Source organism: Mesorhizobium sp. WSM4829 (assembly GCF_055811475.1).
This window is the reverse complement of sequence record NZ_JBVVQJ010000011.1, coordinates 101,398-126,522: the sequence shown is the minus strand read 5'-3', so window position 1 is coordinate 126,522 and position 25,125 is coordinate 101,398. Positions and strand designations below refer to the sequence as shown.

The window sequence follows — 25,125 nt, the reverse complement described above, 5'->3', positions numbered from 1 at the left end:
ACAATCTCGACGTTGAAAGGATACGACGATGAAAGCTGCCAGACTGTACGAATACGACCCGCATATGAACGTCCAGCTCAGGGTCGAGGAGGTCAAGGCGCCGACCATTACCGCTCCCGACGAGGTCATCGTGCGGGTAGGTGCCGCCGGCCTCTGCCGCACCGACCTCCACATCATCGAGGGTGTGTGGAAGCCGACCATGGATCCAGAGGGGACGCTGCTGCCTTACATCATGGGCCATGAAAATGCAGGCTGGGTCGAGGAGGTCGGCAGCGGCGTCAGGTCGGTCAAGCGCGGTGACGCCGTGATCTGCCACCCCTTCCGCTCGTGCGGCATCTGCCTCAACTGCCGCCACGGCGAGGATATGTACTGCGATAACGGCCAATTTCCGGGCCTCGGCATGAATGGCGGTTTCGCGGAGTATTTCATCACCAGCGAGCGTTCGTTGATCAAGCTGAACGCCAACGTCACGCCGATCGAGGTGGCGCCGCTTGCCGACGCCGGCATCACCGCTTATCGCGCCGCCAAGCGCGCCGCCAAACTGCTGCGACCAGGGAGCTATTGTGTGCTGCTCGGCATAGGCGGGCTCGGCCACATCGCCCTGCAATCGCTGCACGCGATCTCGGGCTGCCGCATCATCGCCGTCGATCGCGAGCCGGCAGCACAGGTGCTGGCCAAGGATCTGGGCGCCGACTTCGTCCTCGATGGAGGACCGAACGTCATCGAGGAGGTCAGCCAGATCACCGGCGGAGGCGCCCATGTGGTCATCGATTTCGTCGGCGAGCTCGGCGTCGAAAACATCTGCTGGAAGATGGTGCGCAAGGGCGGGCAACTGTTCGTCGTCGGCTATGGCGGCAATATCAATGTGCCGACCGCCCATCTCGTCATTGAGGAGATCAACATCGGCGGCAGCCTGGTCGGCAATTTCACCGAGCTTGTCGAACTGATGGAGCTCAACGCCGACGGCAAGGTGAAGATGCACTACACCGAATACAACCTTGCCAGCATCAACACCGCGCTCGACGATTTCAAGAACCGTCGGTTCACCGGCCGCGGCGTCATCGTGCCCTGAAACATATGGACCGGATTTCGCGCGGACGGGTGCGGTGTCCGGTCACATCTAGACGGAGAGAAAGGGTCCAAGCGTCATAACCAAGATCGGCGCTGCTGTGGTGATTTCGCTGACCATTGGCATGACTTTCCCCAGCCAGTGGCGCGAATGCCGCGCGGCGCTTTTGTGCCGGTGACGGGTTCTGATCCTAGAGGAAACCGCGGCGGATGCCGTATTGGTCGAGTTTGCGATAGAGCGTCGGCCGGGAAATACCGAGCCGCCGCGCGACCCGACTGAGATTGCCGCCCTCGGCTGCCAATGCGTTCTTCATCGCCTGGCGTTCCGCCTCGACGAGTGTGCCTCCAGGCGACTCGGCCGACAGGGTCTTGCCATCATCGGGCGTGGCGCTGGGCGCCGCGATTTCACCGGGGAGATCGTGGAGCCCGATATCTCGGCCCCGCGCCAGGACATGCAACCGCCCGATGAGGTTCTTCAGTTCGCGTACATTGCCCGGCCATTGATAGGCGAGCAGCGCATCGAGCGCTTCTCGCGAAAATTCCAGCGGGTCCTCGCCCGCTGCGGTGGCGATCTGCCGGTTGAAATGTTCGACCAGCAGCAGCGCATCCTCGCCGCGCTCGCGCAGCGGTGGAACAGTGATCGAAACCGCGCCAATTCGATAGTAGAGATCGCGGCGGAATCGGCCTGCGTCAATTTCGTGCTTGAGATCGCGATTGGTCGAGGCGACCAGGCGCACATCCACCGGGCGGCCCCGGCTGTCGCCAATGCGGTTGACCACGCGCTCTTCCAGGACACGCAGCAGAAACGGCTGGATCTCGAGCGGCAATTCGCCGATCTCGTCGAGACTGAGGACGCCGCCATGGGCGAGCTCGAAAACCCCCGGTTTGCCTTCACGCGAGGCGCCGGTAAAGGCGCCGGCGACATGGCCGAACAACTCGCTGCCGAACAGGTCCCTGGTGATCGCCCCGCAATTCATGGCGATGAACGGATCGTTCGCCGTGCGCCGGCTGCCGGCATGGACAAGCCGCGCAAACAGCTCTTTCCCGACCCCTGTTTCACCTTCGACCAACAGCGATGTTACGCTGCTCGACCGGGCGACGCGGCAGGCGACGTCGATGGCGGCATGCAGCGCTTCGCTTTCGCCGACGATCATGGCGACAGCATCCTGAAGATGCTTGTTCACTTCCCGCTGGACCACCGCCGCACTGGAGACTGCCGGCACAGAGGGGAACACCAGCGCCGCGCCGCGGAGGTCGCCATCGAGCTTGAGCGGGGTGATATGGCAGGATCGCAGGTGGGCCGGCAGCGCCCTGGCAAGGTCGGCTTCGGAGCCGGAGGACGGAAGGTTCATCAGCCAGCGGCCACGGCCTGGCTCCATCGGGCCGTCCATCATCTCAGTGGCCTCGCCATCAGGCACATTGTTGCAGAAGATGGCACGACCGCGGTGGTCGACGATTACCAGCCCGTCCTTTCGGCGGTAGCCGGGAGCCGATGAAATGAAAGCTTCGAGCAGGCGCGTGCGCTGTTCCTGCTGCTGTTCGGCCAATGCCTTTTCGATCTGCCGGGCTGTCGCGGCGACGAGCGCGGTGTTGTGCGGCCTGAAGATCGGCGAATAGCCTGACAGGTCGACCACACCGATGATCTTGCCGTCCAGCGGGTCACGAATCGGTGCGCCAGCGCAGGTCCAGGATTTGATGCCGGCGCAGAAATGCTCGGCCGCATGCACGAAAGTCGGCTCGCCGGTCCACAGCGCCGTACCGATGCCGTTCGTCCCGACGGCATCCTCGTTCCATTTGCCGCCGATGGCAAGGTGGATATCCATGCCGTCATGCAGCGTCTTCTTGTCGCCGATGGCGTCGATCAGCACGCCGTCGCTGTCGGCCAGAACCAGCATCGCGCCGGTCCCGTCCAGTAACTGGCCAAGCGATGCGAACGACCGCCGCGCCGCCGAAAGCAGTTCTGCATTGGCCCGGGTAAGATATTCGATTTCGTCGCGATCACTGCTCAGCGGCGCTTCAATGCCTTGAGCGTTGATGCCGCCGGTGGCACTGCGGTACCAGGAATCGTGAATGAGGGAGCGGACGTGGCTTGGGTGGACTGGATCGCCGGCGCATTTGGGCTCGTCAGCCAGGAAACTTTCCCAGGCGCGCATGGTGGCACGCTCGTCATAATCGATGTTGCTCAGAGCCATTTGGCCGGTGGCCAGCGACCTACGCGCCGGAAGGGCATCGATCTTCATCTGATTGGGGGCTATCTCACGTTTCATTCAGTCATCACAGAACCTTTGAGGTATGCCATTTCTGTATGCTGTCGCGTTCGTAGAAGCACGCCCATGCCTGTCGCTCAGTCGATGCCGAGTTTCGCGCCGATGTCGGCGGCAAGCTGCTCTTCGGTGTAGGTGGTGGCGAGGCGGGATCCGTCCAACTCGGCAAGCGCCTCGGCAACGATTTCGTCGACCGGCGAGAAGAAGCCATTCTGCTTCGTCGCCAGCACGAAGATCTGGTCGCCGCCGCGGTTTCGGATATCGCCGATGTGATGAAGTTGGCGGCCGGTGTTCCGATCCTTCGAAATGACGCGGCCGTTCATGGTGACTTGGATGGACGCCTTGGCCTCGGCAACCGGTGCCGCGCCGCCGCCAACATGGATGATCAGGCCTTCTGCCTTTGGTTGCTGTCGTGGCTTCCTGGAAGCTGAATAGCCGCCACCGCTGATCTGGTCGGCAAGGCGGACGATGGTCGAGCGGTTCTGCTCGATCAGTCTTTTGACTTGTGCGTCCTCGCGCCGCGGGCCATCCCGCTTGGAGATAATCTCAACCATGAATCCTCCCAGATTCGCTCCGCGTCGCCGTTTCTACGGCTCAATTCTTCTTTTGCGGTGAACCCTACACCGCCTCGGCGAAGTTCGCCATTCATATCAAGATAGCGCCAAAATTTGCTTTGCTGGTAGCAGGTGGCTGCTACACGGGATTTCCGATAATCGGAACGCCCGCCTGCTCAGATGCACGCCCGCTGCCATGCCGGCCTCGGCATGCGGCTTGGCTTCATTGAGGCGGCGGTGAAAGGCGAGAGGCTAGACTTGCGACGGACTATCTGCTCGCCAGCGTCGCTACAAGATCGCTGAAACGCTCGCCCTGGATGCTGACATGCTGGCGCAGGAGCGTGCGCGCCTGCTCCTCGTCGCCGGCGAGGATTGCTTCCACGATCGCGCCATGCTCGGCGAACGACGTGGCAACGCGGTTGCGCACGCGCAGTTGGAGGCGCCTGTAGGGCTGCAGGCGGCGGTGCAGTGCGACGCACTGCTCGGCCAGAAAACCGCTGTGGCTGGCAGCGTAGATAGCTTTGTGAAAGCGCTCGTTATCGTAATAATAGGCGTCGCTGTCGCCGGCCGAAGACGAACGCTCGCAATCTGCATGCGCGGCCAGGATGGTTGTGCGATCGGCATCGGTGAACCGTCGCGCGGCCAACGAACCGGCCAAGCCTTCAAGTTCCGCCATCACCTCGAACATTTCGAAAATGCGGTGCGGTCCCGGATCGATCACCACGGCACCCCGGCGCGGCCGGATCTCCACCAGCCCGATTGCGTTCAACTGCATCAGCGCCTCGCGCACCGGCGTTCTCGACACGCCGAAGCGTGTTGCCAATTGCACCTCGTCCAGTCGTGCACCGGGGGCGAAGTCGTTCGAGATTATGCCGTTTTCAATCTCGTCACGTAGGCGCTGAACGACATTCTCCGACATTTTTTGGGCCTTCCAATGCAGCATGATAAATCTTGTATGCAAGAACGTTGACTTTGCGCACAAGAGCGTTTAAGAACAATACCACAAAAGGCAAGTCGCACACAAATGGGTGGAAGCATCCGAGCACCGGCACGCGTCGAGGCCGCGCGGCGGGTCTGCTTGCGCCGATTTCGATTTTTTTGCCAGGAGGGACTCCGACATGGCAGGCATCTCGTTCTTTAGCGATATGGTGCAAAGCATTACCGATCGCGGCCGCAGGCTGGTTGCGGCAGGGGCGCGTAGCGAACCGGTCCAAGCCGAGACGAATATCGAAACACTCTGCGACATGCTGTTGTCGAGCCGGGGCGAGGCCTCGGGCATGGCATTGGCCGCCGAGGTCCTTCAGCGCTGGGCCCAACTGGACGCGGCCGGTCAGCAAGACTTCGTGCGTATGCTGCACGAACAGTTCGGCCCAGACATCGCCAAGCTTGACAAAGCCATCGAGCGCTACCGCCGCGACAGGAGCTCGGACGCCGTCATCGAACTGCACCAGGCCGCCGAGCCGCGTCGCCAGGAACTGGTGCGCAGACTGAACCTGGCCCCCAAAGGCACGGCGAGGCTGGTGGAGATGCGCGAGCGCCTATTGGCCATGAAGGATGCGACGGAACCGTTTCGCGCCGTCGATGCCGACTTCGCCCACCTGTTCGGCTCATGGTTCAACCGCGGTTTTCTGACGCTGCGTCCGATCGACTGGTCGACGCCGGCCGACATCCTGGAGAAGATCATCAGATACGAGGCGGTGCATGAAATCGCCGGCTGGGAGGAGCTGCGGCGGAGGCTAGCTCCAGCCGACCGCAGATGCTTTGCGTTCTTCCACCCGCGTCTCGCAGACGATCCGCTGATCTTCGTCGAGGTTGCGCTGACCAGGGCGATTCCCTCTGCCATCGCTGATGTGCTCGATGTAAACCGTTCGCCGATCACGGCCCAGGACGCCACCACCGCTGTCTTCTATTCTATCTCCAACTGCCAGGACGGACTGCGTGGCATCTCTTTCGGGAATTTTCTGATCAAGCAGGTGGTGGAGGATTTGCGCCGCGACCTGCCCGGCTTGAAGACCTTCGTGACGCTGTCGCCGGTTCCTGGTTTCGCTGGCTGGCTGGCAAGACTGCGCAAGGCGGCCGATGCCAGCCTCGATGATCGGACCCTCAAGACGCTCGAGCTACTGGACGATCCGAACTGGGCGGACAATCCGCAGAAGGCACAGGCCGTTGAAGCGGTGCTTCTCCCGCTCGCCGCACGCTATTTCATTAGGGAACGGGCCACCGGCAGACGGCCGGTCGATCCTGTGGCGCGTTTTCATTTGGGCAACGGCGCTCGCCTTGAACGGCTGAACTTCCTCGCCGATCGCTCCGCCAAGGCGATGCGGCAGTCCCACGGCTTGATGGTCAACTACTTTTACAAGTTGGACGACATCGAGGCGAACCACGAAGCCTTGGCGCAGCATGGCGAAATAGCCGCTTCGCCGGAGGTGAGAAAACTGGCGGCAACCGCTTCGACCGACACCGATATCGCGGCCCCGGTTCGTCGACGCCGCACCGAAATGCAGAAAACCTAATAAGCAGATTGGGAGGAGTTCAATGAGCAATCATCTGTTCGACGCCATGCGAGCATCCGCCAAGTCAGGCGAGTCGATTTTCATCGAGACCATTGATGGTCAGCGTTGGACCTATGCAGATGCGCTGCGGCTCTCCGGACAGATCGCCAGCGCAATTGATGTGCTCGGCGTTCGCCCGGGCGACCGCGTCGCGGTCCAGGTGGACAAGAGCCCGCAGGCTCTGATGCTCTATCTCGCATGCGTGCGCTGCGGGGCGATCTATCTGCCGCTGAATACCGCCTATACGCTGACTGAACTCGACTACTTTATCGGTGACGCCGAACCGCGGCTCGTCATCGTCTCCTCGAAGTCGCGAACTGATGTCGAGACGATCGCGCACGGCTACGGCGCGATTGTCGAAACGCTCGATGCGGACGGCGCCGGGTCGCTCATGGAGTTGGCCCGGGACGAGTCTGACGATTTTCTCGACGCGGCGCGCGCGCCTGACGATCTCGCCGCGATCCTGTACACATCTGGAACCACCGGCCGTTCCAAGGGCGCAATGCTGACGCACGACAACCTTTTGTCCAATGCAATAGCACTGCGCGAATGCTGGCAGGTGACGGCAGCCGACCGGCTGATCCACGCGCTGCCGATTTTTCACACGCATGGGCTCTTCGTGGCGACCAATGTCACGCTCATCGCCGGCGCCTCGATGTTTCTGCTGCCAAAGTTCGATCCGGAGGAAATCCTTTCTCTGATGCCGCGGGCGACGCTGATGATGGGCGTGCCGACCTTCTATGTCCGGTTGCTGCAGCATGAGGGCCTGAACCGGGAGACGGTCGCCAACATCAGGCTGTTCATCTCCGGCTCGGCGCCGTTGCTCGCTGAAACCCACGCCGCATTCAAGCAGCGCACCGGTCACGCCATTCTCGAACGCTACGGCATGACCGAAACCAACATGAACACCTCAAACCCCTATGACGGCGAGCGAAGGGCAGGGACAGTAGGTTTCCCACTCCCGGGCGTGTCGGTGAGGGTAACCGATCCGGCCACCGGCGAGACGCTCGGACCAGGCAAAACCGGCATGATCGAGATCAAGGGCCCGAACGTTTTCCGGGGTTATTGGCGGATGCCTGAAAAGACCGCGGCGGAGTTCACCAAGGACGGCCATTTCATCAGCGGCGATCTCGGCAAGATCGATGAGGCAGGCTATCTCCACATCGTCGGCCGCGACAAGGACCTGGTGATCTCCGGCGGCTACAACATCTACCCGAAGGAGGTCGAGGGTGAGATCGATCAACTCGACGGTGTCGCCGAGAGTGCGGTCATCGGCATTGCACATCCGGATTTCGGCGAGGGGGTGACGGCCATCGTGGTGCTCAAGCCCGGTGCCACAATGGACGAAAAGGCCGTGCTGAACGCGCTGCGCGACCGCCTTGCGCGCTACAAGCAGCCGAAACGGGTGATCTTCGCCGAGGACCTTCCGCGCAACACCATGGGAAAGGTGCAGAAGAACCTTCTGCGCGACCGGTTCAGCAACCTTTACATGCCCGCCTCCTAGAGCATGATGCCGAAAAGTGTGAAGCGGTTTTCGGTCGACATCATGCTCTATCTCTTTGATTTAGAGCCGGATTCAGATTTCAGGTTTGACCTGAAATCATCCGGCTCTAGGAGGCGCTGACGATCCTGCGTTGGTGCTTGGGAGCGAGACCAACGCAGGCTGATCTACATCAGATGGAAATGAGAACGGGCGCCTGAAGGCGTTTCCCGAGGGAGGAAGCTATGAACATCCAGATTCTGTCGATTGCGCTGCTGGTCGGCATGTTCGTGATCGCCACCATGCAGCCGATCAATATGGGCGCGCTCGCCTTCGCATGCGCCTTTCTGGTCGGCTCGCTCGTCATGGCGATGAAGCCGGCGGAAATATTTGCTGGCTTCCCGAGCGACCTCTTCCTGACATTGGTCGGCATTACCTACCTGTTCGCCATCGCCCAGATCAACGGCACTATCGATTGGCTGGTCGAGGGCGCGGTCAAACTGGTGCGCGGACATGTGGCGTGGATTCCCTGGGTCATGTTCCTGGTCGCGGCCGTCATCACCGGCTTCGGTGCGCTCGGACCTGCGGCGGTCGCCATCCTGGCCCCGGTGGCGCTGGGTTTTGCGTTCCAGTACCGCATCAATCCGGTCATGATGGGATTGATGGTTATTCACGGTGCACAGGCGGGCGGCTTTTCGCCGATCAGCGTCTATGGCGGCATCACCAACCAGATCGTCGAAAAGGCGGGATTGCCGTTCGCGCCGACATCACTGTTTCTCTCCAGCTTCTTCTTCAACCTGGCCATCGCCGTCCTCGTATTCTTCGTCTTCGGCGGCCCGAAGGTGCTGCGTAAGTATTCGGTCGCGTCGGGACCGCTGCCTGATCTCCACCCCGAAGGCGTCACGCAGTCAATCGTCGGCCACGGCGGCACGCCAGCTACTCCGATCAGCCATCACGTCTTTGAGGAGCAGACAAAAAACGTGTCGGCGCTTTCCGGCCTGACGACGGAAAGGCTGACGACATTAGTCGGCCTGACCGCGCTCGCGGTCGGCGCACTTGTCTTCAAGTTCAATGTCGGCCTGGTGGCGATCACCGTCGCGGTCGCGCTCGCGCTCCTCTCGCCGAAGACCCAAAAGGCAGCGATCGACAAGGTCAGCTGGTCGACGGTGCTCCTGATCGCCGGCATCATCACCTATGTCGGCGTCATGGAGAAGATCGGCACGATCGACTACGTCGCCCAAGGCATTTCAAGCCTGGGCATGCCGCTGCTGGTTGCACTCCTCCTCTGCTTCACCGGCGCCATTGTATCGGCATTCGCCTCGTCCACGGCATTGCTGGGAGCCATCATTCCACTGGCCGTGCCCTTCCTCCTGCAGGGACAGATCAGTGCCATAGGTGTGGTTGCGGCGATCGCGATCTCCACCACCATCGTCGACACCAGCCCGTTTTCGACCAACGGTGCGCTGGTCGTCGCCAATGCCCGGGAAGCAGAGCGCGAGGGCGTGCTGAAGACGTTGCTGATCTACAGCGCGCTTATCGCCATCATCGGCCCTGTCATCGCCTGGCTGGTTTTCGTGGTCCCCGGTTTGGTTTGAACGGTCGGCCAATCAGTCTGGCCGCTCCGGTGCAATTTGACCGGCGGCCAGGCTTGACCCGAAATGATCTGATCGGCGTTAACAAGAAAAACGGCGGCGCAGGCGGAGCTGATTGCCTATCAAGGCAGCCGTTTGGCCGATAGCGCCGCCCGCCCTGCCTGGCGGGCTGTCGCTGCTCATGCGGCGGGTGAGGGCGCGTAGCGGCTGCCCAGCGAATAGCGGCTGCCGACATAGGTGAGCTTGTTGACGGTGGCGACCGCCGCGCCCGACCAGGTCCGCCGATGCAGGAGCAGGCAGGGGTCGCCGGGTCGGATCTTCAAATGGCGGGCCGCCATCTCTTCTGCGGCGACGGCCGAGATCACATGCTCCACTTCCGTCAGCGGCGTCGCCCGCTGGAGGTAGTCGTAAGTGGTGGTCGCCACGAAATCTTGCCGATGGTAGTCCGGTGCGAGCGCCGGATTGACAAAGCGTTCCTCGAGCTGGACGGGCACATCGTCTTCGAAATGCACGATGATCGAATGGGCGACCGGTCTGCGGCGCGTGAACTCGAAGGCGACGACGAGGTCCAGCGCCGGGTTGCGGATCTTCTCGAGGACGATGACCTCGGCCCTGTGGCGTGCGCCGCGCGCGGCGATCTCGCCGGCGATGTTCCTGATTTCGATGAGGGCCGATTGCGGTTTCGGCGGCGCCACAAAGGTGCCTACGCCCTGGATGCGCAGCAGGTGACCTTCCGAGGTCAGTTCCCTCAGCGCCCGGTGCACCGTCATCCTCGAGACGCCGAGCGTGCTGACCAGCTCGTTTTCGGAAGGCAGCCTGCGGTCCTTCGGCCAGTTGCCGCTGCCGATATTGCCGAGCACGTAGTCCTTGACCTTTTCGTAGAGCGGCCCGGCGGTTTCGGTAAGCCTGATCATCGTCCGCTCTCCATCCGGACGATGGTCTTCAACCCGCCGCTCACGCCGGCGATCAGGCGCTGGTAGGCGGCGGGAATTTCGCCGATCGCGATCTCGTCGGACACGAAGCGCGACAGCGCGGGCGCGAGATCGCCAAGCATCGAGACGGCCGGCGCAAGCTCGTCGGCGAAGGCGTGGCAGCCTACAAGCGCGATCTCGCGCTCGACCAGCAAGTTGGGGTCGAGGTCGAGGCGGCCATGCGAAATGCCGACCAGCGCCAGCGTGCCGCCACCGGCCAAGACATCGAGCAGCCGCGCCATCACCGCCACGCTGCCCGTCGCGTCGATGGCATGGCGTAGATCGGGGGCATGGCCCAGATTGGGATCACAGGTCAGGGCGTCCAGGTCGACGACGGTCGCGCCGCTCACCCTGGCCACAAGCTCCGCACGCGCTGCATTGCGGTCGGCGACGAGGACCTGTCTCTCGCCCGGTCGCGACAGGAGCAGCGCCGCCAGCCCGCCGATCGGGCCGCAACCGGCAATAAGCACCGGCGCCCTGGCCGGCGCCGACAGCCGCCGCACTGCGTGCAGGGCGACCGCCAGCGGCTCCGCCATGGCGGCGATCGCGGGATCGAGCGCCGGGTCGTGGCGCACAAGCAGCCGCGCCGGCAGCTGCGTCTCTTCCGCGAAGCCGCCGTCGCAGACCTCGCCTACAAAGCCCAGTGTGGCACAGACATTATGCCGGCCGGCGCGGCAGGCAGGACACTCGCCGCACCAGAAGCGCGAATCGGCCACAACCCGGTCTCCGAGCGCAAACTGGGACACGCCGGCCCCCACGGCGATCACCTCGCCGGCGAACTCATGCCCGGCGACGCTCGGCGCGCGGCTGATCCACTGACCGGTGCGGAAGTTGTGGAGGTCGGAGCCGCAAATGCCGGCGGCCGTCACCTTGAGCCGCACCCAGCCAGCCGCTGGCTCGCCGGGAGATGGCACGTCCTCAACCCGCAAATCGCCCGCCGCATGGAGTCTGGCCGCCTTCATCATCCGCTACCGCGCCAGATATCGGTCGCGCACGCTGGAGACGGCGTGTTCATGCGAGGAGAAGCCTTCATAGCGGGCAAGTGTGCGGGCATGGCGCGCGAATTCCGGATAGGCCGCGGCCGTCACGTAGCCGATCGAAGAGCGCTTGACGAAATCCGTGACCGAGAGCGGTCCACAAGTACGCGCCCAGCGACTGGTCGGCAGCACGGCGTTGGGGCCCAGCCCGAAATTGCCGATCGAGACCGGCGTGTGCGGTCCCATCAGGATCTCGGCAGCTTCGGTGATGTGGCCAAGGTGCGCGAAGGGGTCGGTGGAGAGGATCTCCAGGTGCTCCGGTGCGTAGTCGTTGATGAAGCGGTAGCTCTCCTCGATCGAGGCCGTCAGCACGATGCCGCCACAGGCGCCGGTCAGGACCGCGGTGGAGAACGCGACCCGTTGCTCGGTCATGCGCGCCCAGTGCTCCGGCAGCGCGGCCAGTGCCTCCTCCGCCACGCGGCGGCTGTGGGTCACCAGATAGGCAGACGAGTCCGGTCCGTGCTCCGCCTCGATGAGGAGGTCGAGCGCGGCCAGCCCGCCATGCACGCTGTCGTCGGCGAGGATGATCGCTTCGGACGGGCCGGCGGGAAGGCCGGGATCGATGACGCCGGCAAGCAGCCGCTTGGCCGCAACCACCCAGGGGCTGCCCGGACCGACGATCTTGAGCGCGGCCTTGACCGTCTCTGTGCCGTAGGCGACTGCGGCCACCGCCTGCGCGCCGCCGCATTTGTAGACCGTTTCGACGCCGGCGAGGCGCGCCGCAACCAGCGTCGCTGCGTCCACCGAACCATCGGGCGCCGGCGGCGTGACGATGGCAAGCTCCGGGACGCCCGCCACCACTGCGGGCACTGCGGTCATCATTGTCACCGAAGGGAACGCCCCTTTGCCGCGCGGGACATAGAGCGCCACCGAACGGATCGGCGTGAAGCGGTCGCCGGCAAAGGCGCCGGGCCGCATTTCCTTGAGCCACATCGCTTCCGGTTTCTGCTCTTCGTGGAAATGCCGGATGTTGTCGATGCCGAAGCGAATGGCGGCGGTCACGTTCTCATCGACCATGCCGAAGGCGGCGTCGAACTCGGTGGGGCTGACCTTCAGCCGCGCGGCATCGAGATCTGCCTTGTCAAAGTCGCGGGCGAAGCGAACGAGCGCGGCGTCGCCTTCTGTTCGGACCGCCTCGATGATCGGTGCGGCCTTCTCCATAAAGCCAGAGAGATCGGTCTCTGAGCGCCGCATCAATGCCGAACGAGCGGCGGCGTCGAGTTGGCTCAAATCGTGGAATGATACGTTTGGCATAGGATTTCCTTTGCGGCCCGACGAGCCGGCTTTCCTCATTTCGATTTCAGGAAGATGTCGAGCCCGACCAGCCTGTCGAGCAGGAAAACGGCGACAGCCGAGCAGGCGATGAAGACCACGGAGATCGCGGCGAGATCCGGCGTGATGATCGAGCGGATGGAGTTGTAGATCAGCACCGGCAGCGTCACGATGCGCGCATCGACGAGCAGCAGGCTGACCAGGAATTCGTTGAGCGCAAGAATGAACATCAGCAGCGAGCCGGTGATCACCCCCGGCATGACCGCCGGCAAGGTGACGGAGAAGAACACCTGGAGCGGCGGCGCGCCGCAATTGGCGGCGGCCAGTTCAAGGTCCGGGTCAAGCCCGGTGGCGCTCGCCGTCACCGCCCAGATCATGAAGGGCAGGTTGATGACGCAGCAGGCGATGCCGACCGGCCAGAGCTGGCCGAGAATGCCGGCGTTGCCGAAGATCAGCATGAGGCCGATGCCCGATCCGATCAGCGGGATGGTGAATGGCAGCAGCAGATAGATCTGGATCGTCTTCTCAAAACGCACCGCATATTTCGCCAGCGCGATGCCGGCCAGCGTGCCCACTGGAATGGCAACGATCGTGCAGACCGTCGCGACCTGGAGCGTGCGCATGAAAGCATTGCGCAGGTCGGAGGCCTGCGAAATACGCGCGTACCACCGCAGCGACAGTCCATCCGGCGGAAAAATGATGATGTTGCCGTCGGTAAAGGAAGCGCCGAGCACCACGATGGTCGGCGCCGAAAGGGTCACCAGGGCGATCGTCACCAGGGTCCACAGGACAATCGATTTGCTGCGCGAGCCGATCACGTCCGCGACCTCCCCATGGCGAGCGTTCCGGCTCCAAACAGCGCGAACACCAAGCCGACAAGGATTGACCCGAGCGCGACCAGCATAAGCGCCAGCATCGCGCCGAGACCCTGGTCGGAGGTGCGGAAGAACTGGTCGTAGATGGCGTTGGCGATGAAATCCTGCGAGCCGCCGCCAAGGATCGCAGGGACTGCGAAATCGGTGAGCGAAAGCGTCAGCACCACCACGCCGGCGCCGACGAAGCCTGGACGAGCGAGTGGCAGCACGACGTGGATGAACGTGCGAACCCAATTCGCGCCGAGCGATCCAGCGGCTGCCTCCAGCTCTTCGGGAATGGCGGTGAGCGCCGGCGCCAGCATCAGTACGGCAAACGGCAGCATGTACTGGACGAGGCCGAACAGCACGGCGGGGTAGTTATAGATGAGCCGCATCGGGGCCACCCCGACAAGGCCGAGCGCCTCGTTCACCATGCCCTGGTTGCCGAGGATGATCAGCCAGCCATAGGCACGCACCACCTGGCCGATGAAGAACGGCAGGAACAGCGCGATCAGCAGGAATTTGCGCAATCCTGGCGAACGCGTGCGCACCATCAGATAGGCGTAGGGAAAGGCGAAGACGAGCGTCACCGCGGTGACGATCAGGGCGGCAACGAGGCTGCGCTGCGCGACGACCAGGAACAGCGGCTCGGTCAGCGCGCGGCGGAAATTGGCGATGGAATAGTCGTCGGAGAACTGGAAGGTGGTGGTGTCGAGCGTGCGCAGGCTGGCATCTGCGATCTGGATGAGACCAAGCACGAGCAGCCCGACAAGCAGCACCGCCGGAAGCAGCATCAGATAGGGCGTAGCGCGCCTGAACCGCGCCGGCCAGATAGCGGCGGCAACGCCTTCCAGCGCATCCATGATGCGCCATGTCAGGGGATAGGCTGTCCTGGCTGCCCGCATGAAAATCCGTATCCGACGTCGTCAAGGAGCCGGTGCCGCGCTAGAGCAACTCCAGGAAAAGTGTATAGCGGTTTTCCGTCCGGAATTGCGTAAAAACAAAGAGTTAGCGCAGCACCGGCCGACCGGCGTCAGCCCTGCATGATCGCCTTGAACTTGGAAAACCACTCGCTCTCGTTCTCGACCTGGATCTTCGACGAGATGCGGATAAGGCGCTGGAAATCCGCTTCAGTGGTCGGATAGGACGGATCGCCCACCAGATCCTTGGGCGGCGTGAGGCCCGGCACCACGCCCGGCAAGCCAAGCCCGTCCAGCCAGATCTGCTGGGCTTCCTTGGTCAAGGCGTGATTGATGTACTGCTTGGCCCAGTAGAGTTCGTTTTCCGGCAGGCCCTTGGGGATCCACAGACCGTCAGTGTCGAATTTTGCACCCTCTTCCGGCACCACCCATTCGATTTTGACGCCGTTCTTGCGCGCCTCCCGGGCGTTGGTCGAGATGGTGCAGGCGGCGTCGATCTCGCCGTTCTGGAACCAGGTGGTGAAGTCGGGATCCTCGCCGAGCAGCGGCTGCTGTGCCTTCATCTTGGTGATGAAATCCCACGCCGGCTGCATGTTGCCGGGAATGTCCTCCAGCTTGCCACCACCGGCGACCTGGGCGGGGAAATGGAGGCCGATGCCGTCATTGTAGAAGGCAAGCCGACCCTTGAACTTCGGGTCGAGCAGATCTTTCCAGGACTTGGGCGGTCCATCCGGGAATGCCGCAGGCCGATAGGCAAGCACATAGACATAACCGTAGGTATTGACGATCGGGAAGCCTTCCAGGCCGGCCGGCTTGGCAAGGTCCGTCACATTGGCGAGGTTCGGCAGGTCGGAGAGGTCTTCCGTCACGCCGCGCAGTGCCGATTTCGTGGCATTGGTGGTGGTGTCCCAGTTGATATGGATCGGCGGGACGCGTTTCTGCGCCACGGCCGCCCAGACCTTGGGCTGAATCTCGTTGTCTTCGGTCAGGTCGTGACGGACAGCAATCCCCGTCATCTTGGTGAAGCTGTCGGACACCCCGGCCTTCAGGCTATCCACCCAGCTGCCGCCCCAGGCGCGCACGATGATCTCCGCCGGCTTTTCCGGTTCCTGCGCATAGGCGCCGCGCAGGCCGAGCGCCGAGGCGCCGCCAAGCGCGGCGGTGGCCTGAAGGAAGGTTCTGCGGGAAAGATGGGATATCTTCGGCTTGAAGCGCTTCATCTGCATTCTCCTCTGGGTTTGACCGGTCTCCGGTTCTATCGAAAAACAAGCATGTCCCTGGCATTCCACCCCAGGAACACGCTTTCGCCTATGTCGAACTGCGTGTGCGCGGCGGGATCATGGTCGAAAACGCGAATGACCTCGTCGCAAATTGCGGCGCAGGCGACCTCGTAGACCATGCGCTCGCCTTCGAAGATGGTGTCGGTCACAGTCCCGGCCAGCACGCAATCAAGCTTCGACAGCTGCGCAGCATCGCCGGCGAGACGGATCTGTTCGGCGCGGATCGCTCCCGATGCCTTGTCGCCCTCGGCAGGCGGATTGACCGGATCGCCGACCTTTCCGGCAAGCATCAGATCACCCCGAACGATGGAAACATCGCCCATTTCCGATACGGCCCGTACCGTGCCGGCAATGAAATTGGTGACGCCGATGAAATTGGCGACGAAGGCGTTGCGTGGCTGGCGGTAGGTGTGGATCGGCCGTGCCTTCTGCTGGATCTCGCCCTGATCCATGACGACGATATCGTCGGAAACTACCAGCGCCTCGCGCTGGTCGTGGGTGACATTGATCGTGGTGACGCCGAGCTCACGCTGGATGCGGCGGAATTCGAGCTGCATTTCCTCGCGCAGCTTGCGGTCGAGTGCGGCGAGCGGCTCGTCGAGGAGCAGCAGGTCGGGCTCAAACACCAGCGCGCGCGCAATCGCGACGCGCTGCTGCTGCCCGCCGGACAGTTCGTGAATGCGCCTGCCGCCATAGCCTCCGAGCCGCACCAGCGCGAGATATCGCTCGACGCGGTCGGGAATGGTACGTGCGTCGCGCCGACGCATCTTCAGCGGGAAGGCGACATTCTCGGCCGCCGTCATATGAGGAAACAAGGCAAGTCTCTGAAAGACCATGCCGATCGACCGCTTGTGCGGTGGCACCGCGCTCACCGCTTCACCGTTGATGAAGATCTCGCCGCTGCTCGGGGTCTGGAACCCGGCGATCATGCGCAGGAGGGTTGTCTTGCCGGACCCAGACGGCCCGAGAATGGTGAGAAACCGCCCCTTCGGCAGATCGAAGGACGCATTCTTGACGGCTTGAACCCCATCGAAGTCCATCCCGACGTTGCGGACCGTGACGGCGATTTCCCTGTCGCCTTCCGCTTCGTGCGAAGCTGCGGCCCGAAAACGCTCCTGCATTGTGGTTCCCCTTTTGTCGCCGGTCGCATGCAAGAACGTCCAGCGTGTCAGGTGGTATATACAACCATATACAAGCTCGGTCTACACAGTCCTCGTTGCGCCGCATCTCAGTCGCTCAGATGGATGCGAGATAGCCGCCGTCGACCGGGAGGCAATGCCCGGTGACATAGGCGGATGCCCCGCTCGCCAAAAACACGACGGCGCCGGCCAGATCCTGCATCGTGCCGAAGCGCCGCTGCGGGATCTTGGCCAGCATCGCCGTCTGCCAGTCGGGATCCTGGTAGAAGGCGTCCGTCATCGCCGTATGGAAATACCCCGGAGCGATGGCGTTGACCCGGATGCCGAGCGATGCCCATTCCGCGGCGAGTGCGCGGGTCATGCCCAGAAGCCCGGACTTGGACGAGCCGTAGGGTACCGCGGTCGGAATGCCGACATAGGAGGTCAGCGAGCAAAGATTGATGATCGCGCCACCGCTGTTGTCGTCAGCCATCCGCCGCGCCGCAGCCTGCGCGCAGAAGAAGGCGCCCTTCAGATTGGTCGACACGATGCGGTCCCATACCGCCTCGTCGACGTCGAGCGAGGGTTGGACTTTTTCGTAGCCGGCGTTGTTGACCAGAATGTCGAGCCGACCAAAGGCATCCGCCACCTCGTCGACCACCACGCGGATGCGATCGGTGTCGAGCACGTCGAGAGACCGGCAAAGCGACCTTCGCCCATGTGCGCTAATTCGGTCCGCCGTTTCACGAAGGGAATTTTCGTCGCGGGCGGTCACCGCCACATCGGCGCCGGCAGCCGAAAGCGCCTCCGCCATGGCCTGGCCGATGCCGCGGCTGGCGCCCGTCACCAGCGCCTTTTTTCCGGTCAGGTCGAACAGGCGAGCGGCGTCCATGGCGGTTTCCTGCATTCCCGAAAAAACCATGCGGTCGGATTGGAAACGAACACCAGTTGCGGCCGGTTGTCTATATATGTTGCGCTATTGCGGGGGTGCCACCAAACGGCGCGGCGCCGGTTTGCGGCGATCGCTTGAACGACGGCATCCCGGATGGCCCCCATCAGAACGCCATCAACTGGCGTCTCGCTGGCAAAGCCATTAAGCTCTATCAACGGCAAAGGGAGTCCCACATGGTCGAACCGCGGCTTTCCGTGCGCAGCGCAAAGGCGCGTGATCTTGCGCACCGGCTGGCTCGGCGCGAGAACCGCTCGATCGCCGACGTGGTTGAGCGCGCGCTGGAGTCCTATGAGGTTCGGCAAGCCGGTCGTGGGCCGGCGTCGACGTTCTACGCGCGTATCGCTAGCGCTTATGGCGTCGAAATCGACCTTGAAGCGGCGATCCGGGGCGCTCGGCAGGTTGATTCGGGACCTGAGCTTTGATCTTCCCCTGCTGCCAGGGTCATTTCCGAGACGCTGAAGAAGTCGCCAGAGCCTGCCTTGTCGCATGGTTGTTCGCCATGGCGCCTCGACACGCTCGCCTGAGACATTGAATTCACCCCATCGGCGCGATTTTCCCGGGCGCCCTTGTCCAACCACCCCCGCTGAATGCGGGGTGATTGGACAATTTTGCATGGGAGGAAAAGTTCAGCGCATCAACGGCTGCCCGCCCATGGCGCACGACCCCTAAGGACCTTGCCGGGCTGTGGCTGTTCTTCTTGCGGAGCGACCACCGGTTGAGGCAAGGAAGCCGTGTGACTGGTATCCAGGGTCATTCCGCTGTTGTCGACGCCAGTAGCGAAGCCGCGGGTCGGGTCGCGGTCCGGGTTTTGATTGGCAGCGAGCGAGACTCCTGTCGACAGGGCGAGGAGGGCGATAGCGGTTACAAGTTTGTTCATCGTACTGTTCCTTTCAATAATGAGCAGACCCGCCGACGGCGGCTCGCGCGGAATTGACTCCTGCTTTGCGAAATCCCGTCGGCTCTCTGCCTCGCCATCATGACGAGGCTTCCTGCTCACGGATGAAACTACGCTGGGCCTGTCGCAGAGGTTTGCCCGAGTGCTATCGAAGTGTATCCGAATGTATGAGAATCCATGCGAGGTCCCGCAGCCCTTGGACTTCGACAAATTTGGCTACAATTTTTTTTGGCCGCCTGTCGGCGTTTGCGCGGCCAGATACCTGTCGGGCGCCGGTCATCAGGTCCAGGTAAGCGGAGCTGCCGAAGAACGCCGATGACGTAAAAGCGGGACAATTCCCCTGATCGGGTGAACGCATAATTTGCTGATCGGGCGACCGCGCGGCGCCCACCATCAGGTGGTTCGCGACCGTCGCTTTAAATTGTGCGGCGGCTGTGTTGATGCGCTTATGAAAAGATGGTAACGCGGTATTAAAGATTGTTTCGGGTTGTTACCTCTGGGGCGGGGCGAATGGGATTGGTGGTACCGCGGGCATGGCTGTGTGCCGGCCTACTGATAGGCTTGATGATGTCCGCGACGCCGATGGAGAAGGCTTCGGCCGACGTCGTGCCTGGCGCCATGGCCACCGGGCAGCCAACCTCCGTCCCTGTCGGCTACATCGAATTCTGCAGACGGCGGGCCGCGGAGTGCGCAATACGATCAGGCAAGAGCGCCCCAGTCCTTCTGTCCGCGGGCATGGAAGGCAAGCTCGCCTCCGTCAACAGGCTGGTGAACAGATCGATCAGGCCGGCGAGCGATCTGGACGTTCACGGCATGATGGAGTTCTGGTCCTATCCTGACGGCGCGCTCGGCGACTGCGAGGATTATGTCCTGCTCAAGCGCCAGTTGCTCAGGCAGCAGGGCATATTGCTGTCGAACCTTCTGATCACCGTCGTCAGGAAGCCGGACGGCGAGGGGCACGCGGTGCTGACCGTCAAGACCGACAAAGGCGACTATGTGCTCGACAACCTCAATGACGATGTGAAGCCTTGGTCGGTAACTGGATATCGATTTATAAAAAGGCAGTCGTCTACGCATACCGGGCGCTGGGTCGCGATAATCGAACACCCCGATGTACTGGTCGGGGCAGTCGACTGAACCTCCCGAATTAGCGGATCGACAATGCCTGGCGCTGGCGCTCATGCCGGAGAACGGCCAGGGATGCCCGGCTGCGCGCCTGTTCCGCACCGGCCCAGGCACATGACCCGTGATCTTGAGTCGCACTGCATGGGAGTTCCATTCCAGGCATAGGCTTATTACGAGCACCGGGAAGCGCTTCCTTGCGGCGCTCGATAAGCTAATGTCCCTCAGCCGGAACTCGATTTCATTCCGCGCCTGATGCCGGTAGAGCTTTCTCTTCTGCCCGAGTTAGGGACATGTCGAATGCTGGAGGATACAGGATGAAATTGAGAGACGCGGCACTTGCTGTCATTTCGAAAAAACGCAGAGGCGTGGCCTGGTACAAGGTCTCTCAGAAGAAGGCCGACAAATACGGCTTCTATGTTTATTCCAGTCATATGGTCTGGAAAGACCAGCCGTTTTTCCGAAAGGCGCTGCAGCGGGTCAAAAACATCCGTGGGATTCCAGATCCCCGGGCTTTCGTCCTGCAAAGCTGCTTGCGATCGATCGAGCGTATCGACGGCGATGTGGCCGAATGCGGCGTAAGGCAAGGCCGGTCGACGATATTCATGCTGATGAGCGATCTTCGGCCACGGCACTACCACCTTTTTGACTCGTTCGCTGGCCTCTCGGAACCGACCGCAGAGGACCGCAAGCCAAACGGCCGAACGCCATGGAAGTCCGGCGATCTCAGCACCGACGAGAAGATAGCCAGAGAGAATATTTCCGACTTCAGCAACACCACTTTTCATGTCGGATGGATACCGGAAACTCTTTCCAACGTATCTGACCGGCGTTTCGCCCTGGTCCATATTGACGTCGATCTTTACGAGCCGACACGTGACGCGCTCGCCTTCTTCTACGATCGGGTGTGCCCGAATGGCATGATCATATGTGACGACTACGGCTCTGCCCTCTGTCCTGGAGCCCGAAAGGCCTTTGATCAATTTTTCGAAAACCGCCCGGAAGGCGTCATCGAACTTCCAACGGGGCAGGCGATTGTCGTAAAGGCAAGCTAGTGCGCGGCATTCCGCGCCAACCAGCCGCAGGTTCGCGATCGGACCTCGCGGTCACGGTCGACATAGGGACGGTCAGTCTGTGGCGAAATATCGGGCGCCAAAGCGCAAGGTGTCGCTGCGCGACAAGGCGGGACTGAACGCAACAAGCCCTAGTGGCGATGATAAGCCTGAACCGTGCAACCGCGCGGCGACTGGTGGCGATGAGATAAGCTGAATCCAGCGCCCTCGATTAAAGACTGAAGACGAGTATCTTTTTCTTTTGGAACCCGCGCCACAACGGTCTGTGCGCGGTTGACGATGTCGGCAAAGATGCGATCAGCCTTATCCTGGCCCAATCCCCTGCGGACATGCTGGTAAACAGCGAGGAGCAGAACGACATCATAGCTGTCCTTGAGAACGGATGGAAGCTTTCGGCTCCCCAAGTTCATGGCATCAAATCGGCTTTCGACGCCAGATCCCAGAAAGATCGAGCGAGCCACGCCGATATGCGGTTTCAGGATGTCGATGCCGTGGATGTAAGCCGGCCTATGCTTGGCGATTTCATAAGCGACGATGCCCATATTGCAGCCGACGTCGAGGATCGTCTTGCCGGCGTAGTCTACCCCGCACGAAAACAGCCCGTCGAGGCGATCCTCCCACGTTCCTGCGAATTTCTTGCGGGTGTTCCAAAACAGCATCAATTAGCCTCTCGTGGCTGGATAGGTCGGCGGCGTTATATCGGTCAGGAGCGTGCTGCGCTAGTCTAGTGGCTGCGGCTACTCTCCATCGACACGAAGAGACGATGTCACGGCGGCAAGGCACGGGGTGTCTGTACGATGACGCCTACGACGGAGCAAAGTACGCGTTGAAGAACTGTTCAACGATGTCGTCGACGACCGATCTCTTTACGTGCCGTAAGTCCTCTTCGTAGCTACGAGTGAGGCCTCCATAGGTGACAAGCTCGAATGAGGGAAGGTAATGGACATTGTCCCGTTCCCGGCAGACTTGACCAAGCACAGCCCGAAGAACGGATTTGCCTTCAGTGTTCGCCGTGACGACATCCGCGTCTTGAAACGTCCGAGCCAATGCAACCGGTGAGACTGTGAGAATTATCGGTGCATCGGGTTTGTGTTGACGGACCATGTCCACGGTAGCCATCACGTTGGCATAATTTTCCTGAAAGCTGCTGACGTGAAGCGTTGTTTCCTGCATTCCGCCTCCGCCACGATAAAGCGGTTTCTGTGCTGCTACCTTGCCACTGGCCCTGTTGATGAAGACCTCAGTCATTCCGAAGGTAAATATGAATGCCGTGGCCGAATCGAAGCCAACCCGCATCTCCCTGTTCATGCTCTCGATCACCTCTTTGAGAACTTCCGGAGATTTGGCGAGGATGAGACGGCGGTAGGGGTCCTGAAAGCAGATCGGACCCCAAGGCGCAGGTTTTTTGATCTGCCACCAGTCGTCATTGGCTTGATCCCACAAGCCGAGCATTTGCTCAATCTGAAGGCGAACAGTGAAGGTGTTATAGAAGTTCATATGCTCTCGCCCGGGCAGCTCATCTACAATGGCTTGCGCTGGGTCGAAACTGATATTTCTGTAAGACGGAACGCAGGCGACCTGCTTGCTTGTTAACGCAAGACGAATTTCCTCCGCAAAGCAACTTCCCATCGTGAAGAATATATCGTTTCGAGTGAATACTGCGTTTTTACGGATTGTAATGACGCCTGAACTGGAAAAATCGCCATACTTGTTATTCAGTTTGTCCGCAGCCGCCAAATGGATAGGTTGATTGTACCCGAGTCGCTTGCGGAGCCGAAGATACTTTCGTCGAACTCGCTCTAGCAATGTCACATCGCTCCATGATCGTCATACTTGGCCGCTGACAGCAATGCCGACATTTAGCCCGCTTCCCCGCTGGCCGCAATCCGGCCGGCACGCCGCCAAAGCTCGCAATCACTGCCGTCATGCGGAAGCCCATTATCGTCGCAAACGCTCTCTTCAAAGCCAACCGAAAATAGGCCCCAAACCCCGATCATTAAGCGACTACTCTAAAGGCACGCCAAGAATCGCGGCGACCCTGTTGCAGAGCAGCACCAAAATTGGCATAGAACGTCTCCCTCTCATCTGGATTTTGCGCATAGAGGATTTTGGTGCCGACGTTCAGTGGAGTCGACAGGATCTTTTTGTGTGACTATGAACGTTAAATTGCTAAAATATCACGCTTACAGCCGTTGGTTCGGGCGTCCCTCATGGAATGCTTCGTATCTGTTCGGACGGGCCTGCCGGCGGCTGAAGCCAGGCGATATTGTCATAGATGCCGGCGCGAATCTGGGTGAGATCACCTCGGCCTTGGCTAAGACGGGCTCGACGGTTCATGCCTTCGAGCCAGACCCCTACACCTTCGAACGGCTGCGCAAGAACGTTGGAGCATTCAAAAATGTCCATCTCTATCAGCAGGCGCTAGCTGACCAATCCGGGACTGCGAAGCTCTACCGGTCACGTAAATTCAGTTCTGACCCAGACTTTTGGTCGCAATCCTCTTCCTTGTATGCAGACAAATCTAACATCTCGAAAGACGACTACACTGAGGTTGAGCAGTTAAGCATAGTTGATTTCGTTAGAGGGCTTGGATCTCCAGTGCGGATACTGAAGATTGATGTAGAGGGCGCGGAAGTGCCAATGCTCGAATCGATATTATCCTGCGGATTGATGAACAAGATCGATATGATCTTTGCTGAAACCCACGAGAAAAAAATCCCACAGCTTGCAGAACGTACGCGCGCGCTCCGCGAAGCAATCAAACGAGATTGGGCCAATAAAATCAACTTGGACTGGCACTAGTCATCTCCACTGGATGTTGACGAGTTGGATCGCGCCTTCATAACCACCTTTGCCATCACCTATAACAAGTCGAGTGATGAGCGACGTTCGAAAAAAACATGGCGATCCGAACATGGCCGCTGCGACCTTGTGCGGACAGCCCCTTGAAATTTGTGAGCTCAAATGAAGAAAAGAAGCCAGTTTCATATTTTCCGTAGATCGATTGCCGACACAATTCAGTATAGATTTCGCAATGCGCTGAGGAAAGACGATTTAGAAGCGCGTGGAAATCTATCGCCAGTTTCTCAAAAAGAGATCTTGCTTGTGGCAGTCGTCAGGAACGAATACCCTGAGATAATTCCATTCCTTGATCACTATCGATCGATCGGCGTTTCCAGATTTGCCATTGTCGATGACCGTTCTGAGGACGGGACACGGGAATTTCTGTTGAGCCAGCCAGATGTGGACGTATTCATCTCACGAAAGACCTATGGAGAAGCAGGGCGCGGAACTTTCTGGCGACAGGATATAATCCGCAGATACGGGTTCAACCGGTGGTACGTGATCGTGGATGCGGATGAATACCTGGTTTATGATGGCATGGATCGCCACGATCTGCATGACCTCGCCGGTTGGATCCAAAAAAGAGGCATGAAGCACCTGCTGGCGCCGATGATCGACATGTATCCGGCAGGAGACTTAAGGGACTTTCCGTTTGACCCAAAACGCGCTCCTTGGGAGATAGCCGATCATTTCGATGCTTCAGGATACGATTACTCGACGAGCCCGCAAAATATCAAAATCCGAGGTGGCCCGAGAAGCCGGGCGTTTGGTACGCACACCCTAACCAAATATCCGTTCGTATACGGAGATAGATTGACGATCTTAAATTCAATTCACGCTCCGCTACCCTATTGGCGTAACCACGTGGAGAGTTATGGCGCTCTTCTTCACTTTAAGTTTTTCTCTAATTTCACGACGAAGGCTCAGGTCGCGGTCGATGAAGGCCAATATTGGAACGGTGCGTCAAAATACAAGGAATACCTTTCCGCGACTATCGGCAAGCCGGACTTCAATGTGATGAGCGAAATTTCGCAAAAGTATTCGGGTATTCAGGATATAATCGGTGCGGGCCTGACCCAAGCTATTTCTTGGAATGATTAGATCGACAACCCCGGTCCTTGGCTGCTCACCAATTCTCGCGGTTGGGAGCCCGATTTTGCTAGAGGCTCTATTCCAAAGCCAGGCGATCATTCCTCTTGGACCCGTCGGAGAGTTGTGTATGCTCCCATAGTCGCCGATCCCGTCAACGCGGGCTGGCATCCGGATTCGGCATTGAC

Annotated in this window: 23 protein-coding genes; 9 read left to right on the top strand and 14 right to left on the bottom strand. The window is 60.7% G+C overall.

Annotated features, from left to right (window positions below):
• Positions 1-28 precede the first annotated feature (28 nt).
• Positions 29-1,072 (top strand): NAD(P)-dependent alcohol dehydrogenase, encoded by a 1,044-nt coding sequence (locus tag AC0L17_RS13520; protein WP_027156423.1) that lies wholly within the window; start codon positions 29-31, stop codon positions 1,070-1,072.
• Positions 1,073-1,259: 187 nt separating this feature from the next.
• On the opposite strand, the gene AC0L17_RS13515 is transcribed toward AC0L17_RS13520, so the two are convergent.
• The 3 genes from AC0L17_RS13515 to AC0L17_RS13505 form a co-directional block, all read right to left on the bottom strand.
• On the bottom strand, positions 1,260-3,335 hold the full coding sequence (locus tag AC0L17_RS13515; protein ID WP_473516181.1) for a sigma-54-dependent Fis family transcriptional regulator: 2,076 nt from the start codon (positions 3,333-3,335) through the stop codon (positions 1,260-1,262).
• Between the two features lie 77 nt (positions 3,336-3,412).
• Positions 3,413-3,886, bottom strand: coding sequence for a hypothetical protein (locus tag AC0L17_RS13510; RefSeq protein ID WP_473516180.1), 474 nt, complete (start codon positions 3,884-3,886; stop codon positions 3,413-3,415).
• 268 nt (positions 3,887-4,154) lie between these two features.
• Positions 4,155-4,805, bottom strand: coding sequence for a GntR family transcriptional regulator (locus tag AC0L17_RS13505; RefSeq protein WP_473516179.1), 651 nt, complete (start codon positions 4,803-4,805; stop codon positions 4,155-4,157).
• Positions 4,806-5,004: 199 nt separating this feature from the next.
• Between AC0L17_RS13505 and AC0L17_RS13500 the strand changes: the two genes are divergently transcribed.
• The 3 genes from AC0L17_RS13500 (at position 5,005) to AC0L17_RS13490 (ending at position 9,513) form a co-directional block, all read left to right on the top strand.
• Positions 5,005-6,399 carry a malonyl-CoA decarboxylase gene (locus tag AC0L17_RS13500; RefSeq protein WP_473516178.1) on the top strand — a complete coding sequence of 465 codons (1,395 nt, stop codon included), beginning with the start codon at positions 5,005-5,007 and terminating at the stop codon, positions 6,397-6,399.
• Positions 6,400-6,421: 22 nt separating this feature from the next.
• Positions 6,422-7,942 (top strand): malonate--CoA ligase, encoded by a 1,521-nt coding sequence (locus AC0L17_RS13495; RefSeq protein ID WP_473516177.1) that lies wholly within the window; start codon positions 6,422-6,424, stop codon positions 7,940-7,942.
• A gap of 221 nt (positions 7,943-8,163) precedes the next feature.
• Complete coding sequence (locus AC0L17_RS13490) at positions 8,164-9,513, top strand: SLC13 family permease (protein WP_473516176.1); 1,350 nt, start codon at positions 8,164-8,166, stop codon at positions 9,511-9,513.
• A 176-nt stretch (positions 9,514-9,689) separates the two neighbouring features.
• Here the strand turns inward: AC0L17_RS13490 and hutC are convergent, their stop codons facing one another.
• The 8 genes from hutC to AC0L17_RS13450 all read right to left on the bottom strand — a co-directional run bounded on the left by hutC (position 9,690) and on the right by AC0L17_RS13450 (position 17,854).
• Entirely contained in the window at positions 9,690-10,424 is a 735-nt protein-coding gene (hutC, locus tag AC0L17_RS13485; protein ID WP_023799637.1) for a histidine utilization repressor, read from the bottom strand.
• Positions 10,421-11,443, bottom strand: a complete 1,023-nt coding sequence (locus AC0L17_RS13480) for a zinc-dependent alcohol dehydrogenase (RefSeq protein ID WP_473516223.1) — start codon at positions 11,441-11,443, stop codon at positions 10,421-10,423. The genes hutC and AC0L17_RS13480 overlap by 4 nt, the downstream gene beginning before the upstream one ends.
• Before the next feature lie 6 nt (positions 11,444-11,449).
• Positions 11,450-12,772, bottom strand: coding sequence for a histidinol dehydrogenase (gene hisD, locus AC0L17_RS13475; protein WP_473516175.1), 1,323 nt, complete (start codon positions 12,770-12,772; stop codon positions 11,450-11,452).
• 35 nt (positions 12,773-12,807) lie between these two features.
• Positions 12,808-13,608 carry an ABC transporter permease gene (locus AC0L17_RS13470; RefSeq protein ID WP_473516174.1) on the bottom strand — a complete coding sequence of 267 codons (801 nt, stop codon included), beginning with the start codon at positions 13,606-13,608 and terminating at the stop codon, positions 12,808-12,810.
• A complete protein-coding gene (locus AC0L17_RS13465) occupies positions 13,605-14,549 on the bottom strand; it encodes an ABC transporter permease (RefSeq protein ID WP_091589968.1) in 945 nt (314 codons plus the stop codon). Before AC0L17_RS13465 ends, AC0L17_RS13470 begins: the two co-directional genes overlap by 4 nt.
• 128 nt (positions 14,550-14,677) lie before the next feature.
• Positions 14,678-15,784, bottom strand: coding sequence for an ABC transporter substrate-binding protein (locus AC0L17_RS13460; RefSeq protein WP_473516173.1), 1,107 nt, complete (start codon positions 15,782-15,784; stop codon positions 14,678-14,680).
• A gap of 35 nt (positions 15,785-15,819) precedes the next feature.
• Positions 15,820-16,965, bottom strand: coding sequence for an ABC transporter ATP-binding protein (locus tag AC0L17_RS13455; protein WP_473516172.1), 1,146 nt, complete (start codon positions 16,963-16,965; stop codon positions 15,820-15,822).
• 115 nt (positions 16,966-17,080) lie between these two features.
• Positions 17,081-17,854, bottom strand: a complete 774-nt coding sequence (locus AC0L17_RS13450) for an SDR family NAD(P)-dependent oxidoreductase (RefSeq protein WP_473516171.1) — start codon at positions 17,852-17,854, stop codon at positions 17,081-17,083.
• Between the two features lie 233 nt (positions 17,855-18,087).
• Between AC0L17_RS13450 and AC0L17_RS13445 the strand changes: the two genes are divergently transcribed.
• Positions 18,088-18,336, top strand: a complete 249-nt coding sequence (locus AC0L17_RS13445) for a plasmid stabilization protein (protein ID WP_473516222.1) — start codon at positions 18,088-18,090, stop codon at positions 18,334-18,336.
• A gap of 212 nt (positions 18,337-18,548) precedes the next feature.
• Here the strand turns inward: AC0L17_RS13445 and AC0L17_RS13440 are convergent, their stop codons facing one another.
• Entirely contained in the window at positions 18,549-18,791 is a 243-nt protein-coding gene (locus tag AC0L17_RS13440) for a hypothetical protein (protein ID WP_473516170.1), read from the bottom strand.
• A gap of 528 nt (positions 18,792-19,319) precedes the next feature.
• On the opposite strand from AC0L17_RS13440, the gene AC0L17_RS13435 reads away from it, so the two are divergent.
• Together AC0L17_RS13435 and AC0L17_RS13430 are read left to right on the top strand one after the other, a co-directional pair.
• On the top strand, positions 19,320-19,946 hold the full coding sequence (locus AC0L17_RS13435) for a transglutaminase-like cysteine peptidase (RefSeq protein WP_473516169.1): 627 nt from the start codon (positions 19,320-19,322) through the stop codon (positions 19,944-19,946).
• Between the two features lie 308 nt (positions 19,947-20,254).
• Positions 20,255-20,986, top strand: a complete 732-nt coding sequence (locus AC0L17_RS13430) for a TylF/MycF/NovP-related O-methyltransferase (protein WP_473516168.1) — start codon at positions 20,255-20,257, stop codon at positions 20,984-20,986.
• A 149-nt stretch (positions 20,987-21,135) separates the two neighbouring features.
• Here AC0L17_RS13430 and AC0L17_RS13425 read toward each other — a convergent pair whose 3' ends face one another.
• Both AC0L17_RS13425 and AC0L17_RS13420 read right to left on the bottom strand, forming a co-directional pair.
• Positions 21,136-21,663 carry a class I SAM-dependent methyltransferase gene (locus tag AC0L17_RS13425; protein WP_473516221.1) on the bottom strand — a complete coding sequence of 176 codons (528 nt, stop codon included), beginning with the start codon at positions 21,661-21,663 and terminating at the stop codon, positions 21,136-21,138.
• 145 nt (positions 21,664-21,808) lie between these two features.
• Positions 21,809-22,741, bottom strand: a complete 933-nt coding sequence (locus tag AC0L17_RS13420; protein ID WP_128167850.1) for a GSCFA domain-containing protein — start codon at positions 22,739-22,741, stop codon at positions 21,809-21,811.
• 417 nt (positions 22,742-23,158) lie between these two features.
• Here AC0L17_RS13420 and AC0L17_RS13415 point away from each other — a divergent pair, with 417 nt between their 5' ends.
• Together AC0L17_RS13415 and AC0L17_RS13410 are read left to right on the top strand one after the other, a co-directional pair.
• Positions 23,159-23,806, top strand: a complete 648-nt coding sequence (locus tag AC0L17_RS13415; RefSeq protein ID WP_473475395.1) for an FkbM family methyltransferase — start codon at positions 23,159-23,161, stop codon at positions 23,804-23,806.
• A gap of 162 nt (positions 23,807-23,968) precedes the next feature.
• Positions 23,969-24,949 carry a glycosyltransferase family 2 protein gene (locus AC0L17_RS13410; RefSeq protein ID WP_473516167.1) on the top strand — a complete coding sequence of 327 codons (981 nt, stop codon included), beginning with the start codon at positions 23,969-23,971 and terminating at the stop codon, positions 24,947-24,949.
• Positions 24,950-25,125: the final 176 nt, after the last annotated feature.

Bases quoted from the DNA above. Each gene is read 5' to 3' on its own strand.
- AC0L17_RS13520 (WP_027156423.1), top strand. From the start codon at position 29: ATGAAAGCTGCCAGACTGTACGAATACGACCCGCATATGAACGTCCAG.
- AC0L17_RS13515 (WP_473516181.1), bottom strand. From the start codon at position 3,335: ATGAAACGTGAGATAGCCCCCAATCAGATGAAGATCGATGCCCTTCCG.
- AC0L17_RS13510 (WP_473516180.1), bottom strand. From the start codon at position 3,886: ATGGTTGAGATTATCTCCAAGCGGGATGGCCCGCGGCGCGAGGACGCA.
- AC0L17_RS13505 (WP_473516179.1), bottom strand. From the start codon at position 4,805: ATGTCGGAGAATGTCGTTCAGCGCCTACGTGACGAGATTGAAAACGGC.
- AC0L17_RS13500 (WP_473516178.1), top strand. From the start codon at position 5,005: ATGGCAGGCATCTCGTTCTTTAGCGATATGGTGCAAAGCATTACCGAT.
- AC0L17_RS13495 (WP_473516177.1), top strand. From the start codon at position 6,422: ATGAGCAATCATCTGTTCGACGCCATGCGAGCATCCGCCAAGTCAGGC.
- AC0L17_RS13490 (WP_473516176.1), top strand. From the start codon at position 8,164: ATGAACATCCAGATTCTGTCGATTGCGCTGCTGGTCGGCATGTTCGTG.
- hutC (WP_023799637.1), bottom strand. From the start codon at position 10,424: ATGATCAGGCTTACCGAAACCGCCGGGCCGCTCTACGAAAAGGTCAAG.
- AC0L17_RS13480 (WP_473516223.1), bottom strand. From the start codon at position 11,443: ATGAAGGCGGCCAGACTCCATGCGGCGGGCGATTTGCGGGTTGAGGAC.
- hisD (WP_473516175.1), bottom strand. From the start codon at position 12,772: ATGCCAAACGTATCATTCCACGATTTGAGCCAACTCGACGCCGCCGCT.
- AC0L17_RS13465 (WP_091589968.1), bottom strand. From the start codon at position 14,549: ATGCGGGCAGCCAGGACAGCCTATCCCCTGACATGGCGCATCATGGAT.
- AC0L17_RS13460 (WP_473516173.1), bottom strand. From the start codon at position 15,784: ATGAAGCGCTTCAAGCCGAAGATATCCCATCTTTCCCGCAGAACCTTC.
- AC0L17_RS13455 (WP_473516172.1), bottom strand. From the start codon at position 16,965: ATGCAGGAGCGTTTTCGGGCCGCAGCTTCGCACGAAGCGGAAGGCGAC.
- AC0L17_RS13450 (WP_473516171.1), bottom strand. From the start codon at position 17,854: ATGGACGCCGCTCGCCTGTTCGACCTGACCGGAAAAAAGGCGCTGGTG.
- AC0L17_RS13445 (WP_473516222.1), top strand. From the start codon at position 18,088: ATGGTCGAACCGCGGCTTTCCGTGCGCAGCGCAAAGGCGCGTGATCTT.
- AC0L17_RS13440 (WP_473516170.1), bottom strand. From the start codon at position 18,791: ATGAACAAACTTGTAACCGCTATCGCCCTCCTCGCCCTGTCGACAGGA.
- AC0L17_RS13435 (WP_473516169.1), top strand. From the start codon at position 19,320: ATGGGATTGGTGGTACCGCGGGCATGGCTGTGTGCCGGCCTACTGATA.
- AC0L17_RS13425 (WP_473516221.1), bottom strand. From the start codon at position 21,663: ATGCTGTTTTGGAACACCCGCAAGAAATTCGCAGGAACGTGGGAGGAT.
- AC0L17_RS13415 (WP_473475395.1), top strand. From the start codon at position 23,159: ATGAACGTTAAATTGCTAAAATATCACGCTTACAGCCGTTGGTTCGGG.
- AC0L17_RS13410 (WP_473516167.1), top strand. From the start codon at position 23,969: ATGAAGAAAAGAAGCCAGTTTCATATTTTCCGTAGATCGATTGCCGAC.